The organism is Acinetobacter sp. SWAC5, from assembly GCF_003419885.1.
Lineage (GTDB): Bacteria > Pseudomonadota > Gammaproteobacteria > Pseudomonadales > Moraxellaceae > Acinetobacter > Acinetobacter cumulans.
In genome coordinates this window covers 63,868-75,731 of record NZ_QUWR01000001.1, presented here as the reverse complement: position 1 = coordinate 75,731, position 11,864 = coordinate 63,868, and the positions used below count along the sequence as shown (strand labels likewise).

The following is an 11,864-nucleotide window of genomic DNA, read 5'->3' as shown; positions in this document are numbered from 1 at the left end:
ATCCAGCCAAGCACCCTTGACTGGATTTTTTAATTATCTCAAAAACAATATTTGCAAGTTAATCTATATAATCAAGCAGTTTGAAACTTCGGCTTCAAAAACCATGAAACAACTTATTCATATCTTTACAAAGATAATCTTTAAAGGAAAAATCACGTGCATGTTTAGCATCAAACTTAACTCTAAGTTCCCCTTTTTCAAAGATATAAACCCGATCTTCTTGACTCACTAAAAACTCAGCGCCAAGCTTCATTAGTAGCGCATCTATTTTATCTTCATGTGCAATGCTTTCATCTTGATTCACTTTGTCATAATTTCGCTTAATGCTTTTAATAAACATTTAAGAACTCACTCGTATATTACAAAAGCGATTAAAACAAACTGAGTAACAAATGCAAAAGATATTTTAAGTTTGTCGATGCAATATAAAGTAACTGAGATATTTTTAAACGCTTAAAATATTTCACAGAAGCACTCTTTACTTTCAAATATTTCTATTTATGATGAATCTGTTAATCTTATTCCTATACACATAGATGGAATTATGTGACTGTTTTTTAAAAGGTTTAAAAATGAAAAAACTACTCTTAGCAGGCCTTATTGCACTTTCTTCTCAATTTGCGGCGGCAGAAACAAATACTCAAAGCATTGATCCTGAGTTTGCAAAAATTGAAAGCATGGTGAAAGCCAACAATATGACAGGTGCTTATCAAGCATTAGATAAATTGGCAAAACAAGGCAATGCTCAGGCGCTGTATAATCTTGCTTATTTAACTCAAACTGGCCAAGGTACGGCCAAGAATGAGAAAAAAGCGATCGAGCTTTATCAACAATCTGCTGATAAAGGCTACCCTGTGGCCAACTATGTGTTGGGTAAAAACTACATGACTGGCTCTTTGGGCTTACCAACAGACATCAACAAAGCCAAACAATACCTAGGTAAAGCATCATCTCAAGGCTTTGACGATGCGTCTATCGATTTAGCGGTGTTGTTATTTTCAGAAAACAAACCTGAATCTGACAAAGCTGGCCTCGCAAAACTTGATCCACTAATCAAAAAAGGCAACTACCAAGCGATTCATGCCAAAGCCTTGTATGACATTAGTTTAGGCTTTAAAAACAAAGACGAAAAATCTGTACAAACTGGCCTAACCAGCATTCAAGATCTTGCGAAAAAAGGTTATATCCCTGCGCTAATGGCTGTAGGTAATATGTTTGTAAATGGCAACATCATTCCGCAAAACTTACCTGAAGCGAAAAAAATCTTTGCAGCTTTAGCTAAAGAGAACATTCCACAAGCGAAAGAATCTTTAGCTGTTGTAGATAAACTTATGGCTGAACAAGCCAAAGGTGGAAGCAAAGCACCAGCGAAAAAGAGCTAATCTGATTGCTATGCAAGCGATAAAAAAGCCCTGACTCTTCAGGGTTTTTTTTGCATTATGAGATGCCATTGTAAGGTGTCGATATATTTCAGACTATAGTTTTAAAACTTAAAAACATAGCTACTCAACATTAACGTCATTTGCGAGGATCACTTACATCCTTAGCCATACCACAGCGCAATTAAACAGCTTACCCCAGCAAAGCCAATAATGGTGCTCATGAGTAATGGTGTAAGCGCTTCATCCTTTAAGCCATTCAATTGGCCCAATATGGCAAAAATGGTTGGCATGGGTAGGGCTGCAATAATAGTTCCAGCATAGACCATTTCTTGGCTGGCATTTACACCATAACGTAAACCCGCATATACCAATACAGGCATTAAAATATTATTGCTCAAGACCAAATAAATGGTTTGCAGGTTCATATATTTCAAACTCATACCCACAATACCCCCACCAATCGCAAACAAAGCCAATGGTGATGCGGTATGCCCCAACATATCCAATACAGCATTCAACTGCGTTGGCATTGGTATATGCAATACCGCAAATACAATACCCGCAATGACGCTAACAAAAAGCGGATTTTTAAAAAGCATCAAAAAGGTGTTTCGAAAAACAGCAACCACGCTCGCGCCCTTTTGACTGCCCAATTCTATTAAAATTAACACCGTTGGAATGAGCAACACACTTTCAAAAATTAAAATTGGCATAATGTAGGTCATGGCTTTACTACCCAGCAAAAGACTGAGCACCGCAGTCCCCAGTAGGCCTGTATTAGACATACTGGCGCCTAAGGCCAAGATAGAAGCGTGGCTCATACGCTGTTTAAAATGCCGAATACTAAGATAAAACCCTAAGCCATAACAGAAATAGGCCGCGACTGCGAACACCAAAAAAAAATCTGGAAGCCAAATTTCGGAAAAGTCTTTACTGGCCAAGGACTGAAACATCAGTGCAGGCAAAGCAATTTTGATGACAAAACTACCAATCACTTCGACCTGAGCTTTAGCCAGCACATGCAATTTGACCGCTAAATACCCCAAAGCCAATAGTATAAATATGGGAATAATGACTTCAAAAACCATTCCTTACACTCCTGTTTTCGATTATACGTTGAGCCAAAAACGTGCAAAAAAAATAAACTGCAACCGAAGTTGCAGTTTAAAAATTCTTAGCTCAATAGCTTCATTTTAGCGTAATGCTATGCACTTAAACTCAATTCTTGAGTGAAAAGGGTTCAAATTGACTGTTTAAAGCATGTGGCTGACAGCGTAAATACTGCGGTGCAATGGCAATCACTTCACCCAATTCCGCAGCTGCATGCCAAGGCCAACGTGGGTCATAAAGTACGGCACGTGCAATGGCAATCGCATCGGCCTGTTCATACTGTAAAATTCCTTCGGCCTGCATGGCTTCAGTAATCAAACCCACGGCAATCACAGGAATGTTTACAGCTTGCTTTACAGCTGCCGCAAAAGGAACTTGATAATTGGCATGTATATCAATTTGTTGCGCCTGATGTAAACCTGCCGAAGATACATGAATATAGGCCGCGCCAAGCTGTTCTAAAGATTGCGCCAATTCTACACTCTGTTCAAGTGTCCAACTGTCTACATGATCCATCCAATCACTGGCAGAAATACGTACGCCAATCGGATAGCCTTCAGGTACAGCATCCTTCATGGCTTGCAATACTTCTAAAGTTAAACGAATACGATTGGCAAAACTACCTCCATATTCATCCTCTCGGTGATTCGACAGTGGCGACATAAATTGATGCAACAAATAGCCATGTGCTGCGTGTAATTCAATCAGTTCAAAGCCCGCATCGACCGCACGCTTAGCAGAAGCGGCAAAGTCCGCAATGATCTGCTGAATTTCGACTTGGCTTAAAGCATGCGGTGCATGATCTTGTTCCGTAAATGGAATGTCACTGGCGGAAACCGTTTGCCAGCCCTGCGCATGCGCTGGTGCAATTTGACCTCGGCCTTGCCACGGTTTATCCGTCGAAGCTTTACGCCCTGCATGCGCCAACTGTATTGCAAATGGCATAGGTGACAGTGTTTTCACTTTCGTCAGCAATGCTTTCATCTGTGCCGCTTGCTGATCATTCCACAGACCTAAATCTGCATAGCTAATTCGGCCTTCAGGCTGTACTGCTGTTGCTTCAACAATACACAGACCCGCCCCAGACAACGCATAATTTGCCCACTGCTGTTCATGCCAAAAACTGAGCTCCCCTTGCTCATTGGCAGAATATTGGCACATGGGTGCAATCAAAATTCGATTTGACAGCATTAACTGTCCGAACTGCAAAGGCTTAAACAATAAAGTCACGTTCATCCTCGGTTTTATTTTTCAATGATTGTTTATACTTTCACCAGCAGTCTAGTTTAAACCTTTGGCCACTTCAAAATAGCGTTCATCAGGCGGATTGACAACCATAATATTTGTATATTTTTCATCAATTTTAAAGGAATAATGATTGCTTTGATGCATACTTTTTTTTGCAAATCATTCCCTATCATCATGACTTTTTCAAGATGACTGTTTTCGTTTCGTACGCGTATACATTCATAGCTTAAACGTCAATCATGGCCACACTTTTATCTTCCCCATCAGAGGTCTCACAACAAATTTCCATAAACTACATTCTCAATTACCCTTCTAAACTTAAGTGTCTATACCCAAGTCTGAGCAATGCTCGTGCATAAAAAAACAGGCTTTAAATCGCCTGTTTTTTATATGCTATACAAGATGTAAAGTGCTTAGAAAGTCACTTTTGAACTTAAGCCAAGTACCAATGCATTATCAACACGGTTGGTAGAACCTGGGTTAATGACATATTGTAAGTTTGGACGTAGCGTTAACCATTTGGTTGGGTTATGGCTATAGTTCAGCTCGATATTGTATTCTGCACTTGCATCGTAAGTGGTTTGTGAAAGACGGTCATTCACGTGCACGCGGTTTAAGCCTAAACCAATCATGTCGTTAGGTAAGCGATCTGCCAATCCAATATATTTCAAGCCGACTTGCTGTGAGTTATCTACTTTATTGGTCACACGATCATGCCATGTAAAGTTTGCAAAGCTATGTAAACCGCGCTTGCCTTCACCTGTTGAAGTGAGCTGTTGTTCTATCGCCAACCAGCCTGCAAAAGTACGGTTTTTCGCATCTGTGGTATTGGCAATATCTTTTTGGTTTTTCACTTCATTGGCAGTGTTATACAAAGCCCCTAAGCGGTAACTACCAGCCAAGCCATTCACCAATGTTTTTGGTGTCCAAATCACTTCTGCAGGAATGGTGACACCATCTGCATTGTCTGTATCTAAATTCCAACCATGACGTTCTAATGCATTTTCAGGGTTAAATTCATATACACCAACTTGTACTGCCCACTCAGGATTCAACTGCTGTTTTACACGTGCGCCCCATTGAGAAACAGGCGTGTTCATCCACATATTGCCCTGCCATTTACCCATTTGCGCAGCACAAAATGCAGTACTTTGGAAATCACAAGCCATCACGTTAAAGTCCATGCCTAAACCTAAACGGCCAGCTTTAATACTTAAACCTTGCTCTTTAAATTTCTTTTCAATCGAAAGCTCAGACAAACGCGTCTTTTGGTTACCACGGCCAAAGTTTGCTTGTACATTGGCCAGTTGTGGTGCACTGCGGTCTTGTAAGTCATCTAATGTTGTACTTTGGCCTTGGCGAGCTGTAACCACAGCACGAACTGTAACCCCATCCCAACCCGCAAGTTTTTCCATATCTAAAGCTGTTCCCAACCAAAGTTGGCTGGCTACTGTAGCAGCGTGATCTTCATTGCGCCCACCTTCAGCCAAATAAGCCACATCGGCTGCAATATTGGCTTCAAATTTCACACCTTGTTGAGCCAATTCGGTACGCTTACCATTCCAATCACCCAGCATATATTGACCTTTGCTATCAAATGCCTGTTCAGCAGCAAAGACATTGCTCATACTCGCCATAAGACAAAGGGGTATGATCGCTAGAGTAAAATTTTTCATCGGAAAAACCTAAATTTTGAGAGAGTTACAAGATGCCCCCACACAAAGGGTTACACCATTTTGGTGTAATAGTTACATAATATTTACGATTAAATCTCAGCATTATTTTTATTATTTAACAAACTTTAATTTATGAAATATTTATTGTTATATAAATTTATTTAAAAACATCTAACTAAGTTGATCGTGTTTAAAATTCCACAACAAAAAATCCTCCCTATTTAGACTGAAGTCTTATTATTTCAATGTCTTATCAAATATAGAACAGTTAAAAATTGTGCTAAATCACTCAAATTTAATCTATATAGTTCGGATGTTATTTTGCATCTGTTATTTCATCTATTAGCCAATAAAAGGTATGTTTATTCTGTTCGAAGCTTTATGCGCTATGCCTTGTAAACCATCGTAAACATCCCAATATTAGCTACAACCTTAAAGTACACCTGACACAATGCCTGAATTACCAGAAGTTGAAACTACCAAGACCAGTCTTTTACCGTTGCTCGGTCAACGTGTGCAATCCGTTGAAGTCCGTCAAAGTAGCTTGCGCTGGCCTATTCCAAATGACCTAAACAAACTGGTTGGCCAATGCTTGCAACAACTTTCACGCCGTTCAAAATATATTTTGGCCAGCTTTGAACAAGACAGCATGCTGTGGCATTTGGGCATGTCAGGCAGTTTTCGGATCTGTGAATCACATGAGGAATACCGTAAGCACGATCATCTGATTATTCAATTTGAAGATATGCAACTGCGCTACCACGACCCGCGTCGTTTTGGCTGTATTTTATGGCTAAATGAAGACTCACAAACCAAGCTCATTGACACCTTAGGGCCTGAACCTTTAAGTGATCACTTTGATGCGCCCTATTTGGCCGACAAGCTTAAAAATAAAAATACCGCCATTAAAGTGGCCATTATGGACAACCATGTGGTCGTAGGTGTGGGCAATATTTACGCCACGGAAAGTTTATTTAATTTGGGGATTCATCCCGCACAACCTGCAAAGGATTTAAGCCAGCAACAGGTTGAAAAATTAGTTATTGAAATCAAACGCATCTTAAAGCAAGCCATTGATCTAGGCGGTTCGACATTACGTGACTACACCAATGCCATGGGCGAAAATGGCTATTTCCAGCAAACCCTATTGGCTTATGGCCGTGCGGGTGAAATGTGCATTAACTGTGAAACGACTTTGGAAAATATTAAACTAGGTCAACGCGCATCCGTGTTTTGTCCAGAATGCCAACCCTTTAAGCAAGTAAAAACAGTTCAACGAGGTAAAAAATGAAATCTGCCATTGTCCGCCACATTTTAGTGAAAGATAAAGAACTTGCTGAACAGCTTAAAAAGAAAATTAAAGACGGCGCAGACTTTGCCAAAATTGCAAAGCAACATTCGACTTGCCCTTCAAGCAAAAAAGGCGGTGAACTCGGCGACATTAAAAAAGGTCAGCTGGTTGGCCCAATCGACAAAGCGGTGTTTACTTTGCCAGAACGTGAATTACATGGCCCAATCAAAAGCCAATTTGGCTGGCATTTATTAGAAATTAAATTCCGTATGGATTTTTAATATCAGCAGATAGCCACTGTTGCATTTGAATTAGCCATCTAGCACTGCGCAATACCAAGGATCGATGATGTAAAGTATGATCGATCCTTTTTTATTCGCTCGCTTAAAATTCCCATACATTTTCTAATCTAACTTTCTTCAGCACATCCGCCTTCAGTCCAGTCCGATCAAAGCATGAGCACAAAAGCCTATTCATTTTATAGATAACTCTTGCGATGCTCACCCTTTCGATATGCGTCTACACGGTCTGCGTGACCGACATTCAGATAAAGCTTTGCTTTGTATTCCTTCTTTGATCAGGTAAAATTATTGCCCATTGCATAATGAATACGACTGAGAGAGTTAATCCGTGCGTAATATTTTAGTTACTAATGCCCTTCCATACGCGAATGGCCCAATTCACATGGGTCATTTACTCGGTTATATCCAAGCAGATATTTGGGTTCGTGCCATGCGTGCAATGGGTCATAACGTGACTTATGTATGTGCGGACGATGCTCACGGCACAGCAATCATGCTACGTGCAGAAGCCAACGGCATTACACCTGAACAGCAAATTGCCAATGTACAAAAAGAACATGAGCGTGACTTTGCTGGCTTTAAAGTTGATTTTGACCATTACGACTCAACCAACAGTGCTGAAAACCAAGCACGTGCTTCTGAGATTTATATTAAAAACCGCGAAGCAAACAACATTGCAGTACGTCCTGTAACGCAATTGTTTGATCCTGAAAAAGCAATGTTCTTGTCGGACCGTTTCATTAAAGGCACATGCCCGAAATGTAAAGCAGAAGACCAATACGGCGATTCATGTGAAGTTTGCGGTACAACATACAACGCAACTGAATTGTTGAATCCAAAATCGACGTTAAGCGGTGCGACACCTGTAGAAAAATCTTCAGATCACTACTTCTTTAAACTGCCGAACTTTGGTGAATACCTGCAAAAATGGACACGTGACGAAGGTCGTCTGCCTGTGTCGATTGCCAACAAGTTGGATGAATGGTTTGAAGCAGGTTTATCTGATTGGGATATCTCGCGTGATGCGCCTTACTTCGGTTTTGAAATTCCAGATGCGCCAAACAAATACTTCTACGTTTGGGTAGATGCGCCAATCGGCTATATGTCGAGCTTTGAAAACTACATCAAAACTAAACGTCCTGACCTAAGCTTTGACGACTACTGGAAAAAAGATTCGAAAAATGAAGTTTATCACTTCATTGGTAAAGACATCGTTTACTTCCATGCGTTGTTCTGGCCTGCAATGCTTGAAGGTGCAAACTACCGTACCCCAACAAGCTTATTCGTAAACGGTTTCTTGACTGTAAACGGTCAGAAGATGTCTAAATCTCGCGGTACGTTCATTAAAGCGGAAACGTATCTTGAGCATTTAAACCCTGAATACTTACGTTACTACTTCGCGTCTAAACTTTCTGACAAAGTTGAAGATTCTGATTTGAACCTTGATGATTTCGTTCAGAAAGTGAATTCAGACCTTGTTGGTAAAGTGGTCAACATCGCAAGCCGTTGTGCGAAATTCATTAATACAAAATTTGATAACAAACTTTCTGCGACTTGTGCAGAGCCTGAATTGGTTCAAAGCTTTATTGATGCAGGTGCGTCAATCGCTGCTCAATACGAAGCGCGTGAATTCTCTGCGGCAATCCGTGAAATCATGGCGCTTGCTGACAAAGCCAACCAATATATCGACGAGAAAAAGCCTTGGGCTTTAGCGAAAATTGAAGGCGAAGAACAACAAGTTCATGATGTATGTTCTGTCGGTATTAACTTATTCCGTCAATTGGCGGTGTATCTTGCACCTGTATTGCCTACATTGGCAGCAGAAGTTCAGAGCTTCTTAAAATTAGAATCTTTCGACTTTGCTTCTGTACAAACGATTTTGGTTGATCATGAAATTGCTCAATTCCAACCATTGATGCAACGTGTAGACCCGAAAGCAGTTGCTGCGATGGTCGATGCATCTAAAGATTCTTTAGCTGCCCCTGCGGAAGTGCCAAAAGCGGAAAAGAAAAAAGAGAAGAAAGCTGAAAAGAAACCAGAGCCTAAAGTCGGTGAAGCTGAAATTATTGGCATCGAAGACTTTATGAAAGTTGACCTACGTGTAGCTGAAGTTTTAGAAGCTGCAACGGTTGAAGGTTCTGACAAGCTACTTCAATTGACGTTAAATGTCGGTGAAGCTGAGCCACGTAATGTATTTAGCGGTATTCGTGAGTTCTACCAACCTGAGGACCTTAAAGGCAAATTGGTGGTGATGGTGGCTAACCTTGCACCGCGTAAGATGCGTTTTGGTATTTCTAACGGTATGGTACTCGCTGCGGGTAATGGCGAAGGTGTTTGGGTGATTTCACCTGAAACTGGTGCTAAAGCTGGTGATAAAGTGTCTTAAGATTTAAAGTCTTAGATAAAAAGCCTCTACGATGTAGGGGCTTTTTTTATGCCTTTAAGTTCCCTCTCTTTTTAGGAGAGGGTTAGGGAGAGGATTTATTGAATCACTCCCCCATGTTGGCTTTATGAAAAATTAATTGCTTTGCGTAGGCAGTACCTTACTTTTGAAAGATCAAAAGTAACAAAAATCTTTTGTCCACTTGATGATACGTCCATGTACCACAAGTGAACGGCGACATCCATGTCGCTTCCTGATCATTCGATTTCTTCTAGATTAAAGAATAATTCAGTGTATTATTTCTATGATTAAAATCTGTATAAACTGATAAAAAATGAAGTATTTCCTCGTTCATAATTGTAATTTTTGCGGATCTAACAATATTCGCTTTGATGTATTTATTACAACTATTCATAAAAATAGCTATTATCAGCACCAAATCCATTGGGAAGCTTTTTCTCAATGTAGTCATTGTAAAAAAGGATGTATTTTAATCATTCAAAAAGGAAACAACTTTAGAGATCTTTACCCGAACGAATATTCTTCTTTTGACTCGAACCTATGTCTAAATGAAAAAACAAATATAAATGACCATTTTGAAGTTAATAGACTACTTATTCCACCAACTAAAAATCAGAGGTTGTGCCCTCATTCTGTACCGGAAACTATCAAAGATATTTTTGATGAAGCTACAAAATGTCTTTCGATGAGTTGTTTTGTTGCGAGTGGCTCTATGTTTAGATTATGCCTCGACCTTGTCACAAAAGATTTATTAAACAAATTTTTAGAAGAAAATCAAACCTCTGAGCACCAACTAAATAAAGACCAAAGAAATAAATTAGCTAATCGAATTGATTTCCTAATTGAAAAACAAAAAATACCTAAACGATTAGAGGAGCTTGCTCATTGTATTCGTCATGATGGCAATGATTCGGCACATGATGGAAATACTGGTGAGAATGAAGCGTTAGATTGTTTAGATTTCACAGAAGCACTATTAACTGAAATTTATACAGTGCCTGAACAAATTAAAGAATCAAGTAGAAGAAGATTGGAACGTCGAGCAAAATCTTAGAATTCACTATAAATCTAATAACGTGACTAGCGACATGGATGTCGCCCGTTCGTTAGGAGCATACGGACGCACCCTCTAACGAACAAAGGATTTTTGTTACTTTTGATCCGTCAAAAGTAAGGCTCGTATTCCCAATTATTAAAACACCCTCACCCCAACCCTCTCCCATAGGGAGAGGGAGAAACTATTACTATAAATAATTTCGTTATATTTCCTTTCCGTTTAGAAGCAAAGAATCGCAACGTAGTTACGGAACTAAATTTTTAGAAATCTATGAAAACTCAAAAAATATCTGAGAAAATATAAAAACTAAAAAGCCCCTAACTAGAGGGGCTTTTAATTATTTCTGAGGACTTAATCCATTCTGTGCAAAGTTCGGCGAACGAGGCCCATACAACAAGCCCTTCTGCTCACTTAAACGAGGTGAATAAAGTAAATGACTCACCGTACCCGACAACACATAAGCTTTATCGCTTAAATGATTCGAAATTTGATCAACCAAAGCACCCACAAGCATACCCACTAAACCAGCATTATTATTGCTGTTAGACATTACTTGCTTTTCCGTTCCTTCCCAAAGTAGCTCACCCGTTTTAAGGTCAACCAACTTCGCTTCAACAGCAACCGTTGCAACAGTTTGAATAACTTGATACTTAGAACCGTATTCTTTCACTTTCACATAAAGCGCAGCATCGGCACCAAAAATTTCTTGAAGTTTTTGAGGACTAATCGTTGCTGCATCCGCGCCGTTATACACACCGTTTTCTTTAAACATGGTGTCAACAACACTAATTGGATAAACATAATAGCCCGCTTCTGCAACAGGTACGGTCACAGTCGACCAATAACTATTGCTTGCACGCGTATCAGGTGACTCATTCACAGGCGGCATCACCAAAATAGATTTTGGCATATTCGCAGTATAAGTACTTAAATCACGTGTATTTTTAGGTGCAGTTGCACAACCTGTTAATAAGCCAACAACAGCAGTAACTGTAAATAAAGTTTTTAAATTCTTCATTTTTTTGCTCCTGCTGAAGTTTGACCCGTCATTTTTTTCAATAAACGATCCATTAACACAGTCGACTCAGGATAAATCTGACGCTCAAGCTCAAAATATTGAATCGCACGCGGCGCATCATTCATATTTAGGTATTGCAGTCCCAAATGTGCATATAGTCCAGGTGGAACAGCTAAATTTTTCGCCTTAGCTTTTTCAACGTCTTTTTCAAGTTTTAATACTTGATCTTGTGGCATCGCTTTCTCAGGCAAACTTAAAGATAAATAAGTTTGCTGCGGAAATTCACCCCAGCTGTACAATGACTTTGGCGCTGTTGCGCACCCAACTAAACTTAGCGAAATAAGACCGCTCATCAATAAAAAAATATGTCGCACGG

11 protein-coding genes are annotated in these 11,864 nt (G+C 39.8%); 5 read left to right on the top strand and 6 right to left on the bottom strand.

Features of this window, described 5'->3' with window-relative positions; translation table 11 throughout:
• Window positions 1–94: 94 nt before the first annotated feature.
• On the bottom strand, window positions 95–340 hold the full coding sequence (locus tag DYI81_RS00380; RefSeq protein WP_106985968.1) for a hypothetical protein: 246 nt from the start codon (window positions 338–340) through the stop codon (window positions 95–97).
• Window positions 341–572: 232 nt separating this feature from the next.
• Between DYI81_RS00380 and DYI81_RS00375 the strand changes: the two genes are divergently transcribed.
• Window positions 573–1,382, top strand: coding sequence for a tetratricopeptide repeat protein (locus tag DYI81_RS00375; RefSeq protein ID WP_117006520.1), 810 nt, complete (start codon window positions 573–575; stop codon window positions 1,380–1,382).
• A 161-nt stretch (window positions 1,383–1,543) separates the two neighbouring features.
• Here the strand turns inward: DYI81_RS00375 and DYI81_RS00370 are convergent, their stop codons facing one another.
• The 3 genes from DYI81_RS00370 to DYI81_RS00360 form a co-directional block, all read right to left on the bottom strand.
• A complete protein-coding gene (locus DYI81_RS00370) occupies window positions 1,544–2,470 on the bottom strand; it encodes an AEC family transporter (protein WP_117006387.1) in 927 nt (308 codons plus the stop codon).
• A gap of 130 nt (window positions 2,471–2,600) precedes the next feature.
• Window positions 2,601–3,722 carry an NADH:flavin oxidoreductase/NADH oxidase gene (locus DYI81_RS00365; protein WP_117006386.1) on the bottom strand — a complete coding sequence of 374 codons (1,122 nt, stop codon included), beginning with the start codon at window positions 3,720–3,722 and terminating at the stop codon, window positions 2,601–2,603.
• A gap of 431 nt (window positions 3,723–4,153) precedes the next feature.
• Window positions 4,154–5,416, bottom strand: coding sequence for a carbohydrate porin (locus DYI81_RS00360; RefSeq protein ID WP_117006385.1), 1,263 nt, complete (start codon window positions 5,414–5,416; stop codon window positions 4,154–4,156).
• Window positions 5,417–5,867: 451 nt separating this feature from the next.
• On the opposite strand from DYI81_RS00360, the gene mutM reads away from it, so the two are divergent.
• The 4 genes from mutM to DYI81_RS00340 all read left to right on the top strand — a co-directional run bounded on the left by mutM (window position 5,868) and on the right by DYI81_RS00340 (window position 10,467).
• Entirely contained in the window at window positions 5,868–6,707 is an 840-nt protein-coding gene (mutM, locus tag DYI81_RS00355) for a bifunctional DNA-formamidopyrimidine glycosylase/DNA-(apurinic or apyrimidinic site) lyase (RefSeq protein ID WP_106985966.1), read from the top strand.
• On the top strand, window positions 6,704–6,988 hold the full coding sequence (locus DYI81_RS00350) for a peptidylprolyl isomerase (protein WP_117006384.1): 285 nt from the start codon (window positions 6,704–6,706) through the stop codon (window positions 6,986–6,988). Before mutM ends, DYI81_RS00350 begins: the two co-directional genes overlap by 4 nt.
• 349 nt (window positions 6,989–7,337) lie before the next feature.
• The gene (gene metG / locus DYI81_RS00345) at window positions 7,338–9,395 is read left to right on the top strand and encodes a methionine--tRNA ligase (RefSeq protein WP_106985964.1); all 2,058 of its coding nucleotides are present in this window, start codon (window positions 7,338–7,340) and stop codon (window positions 9,393–9,395) included.
• Between the two features lie 331 nt (window positions 9,396–9,726).
• Window positions 9,727–10,467: a DUF4145 domain-containing protein gene (locus tag DYI81_RS00340; RefSeq protein WP_106985963.1), complete on the top strand. Its 741-nt coding sequence runs from the start codon at window positions 9,727–9,729 to the stop codon at window positions 10,465–10,467.
• A 340-nt stretch (window positions 10,468–10,807) separates the two neighbouring features.
• Here DYI81_RS00340 and DYI81_RS00335 read toward each other — a convergent pair whose 3' ends face one another.
• Together DYI81_RS00335 and DYI81_RS00330 are read right to left on the bottom strand one after the other, a co-directional pair.
• Complete coding sequence (locus DYI81_RS00335; RefSeq protein WP_106985962.1) at window positions 10,808–11,488, bottom strand: GNA1162 family protein; 681 nt, start codon at window positions 11,486–11,488, stop codon at window positions 10,808–10,810.
• Entirely contained in the window at window positions 11,485–11,862 is a 378-nt protein-coding gene (locus tag DYI81_RS00330; RefSeq protein ID WP_106985961.1) for a DUF4810 domain-containing protein, read from the bottom strand. Before DYI81_RS00330 ends, DYI81_RS00335 begins: the two co-directional genes overlap by 4 nt.
• Between the last annotated feature and the right edge of the window lie 2 nt (window positions 11,863–11,864).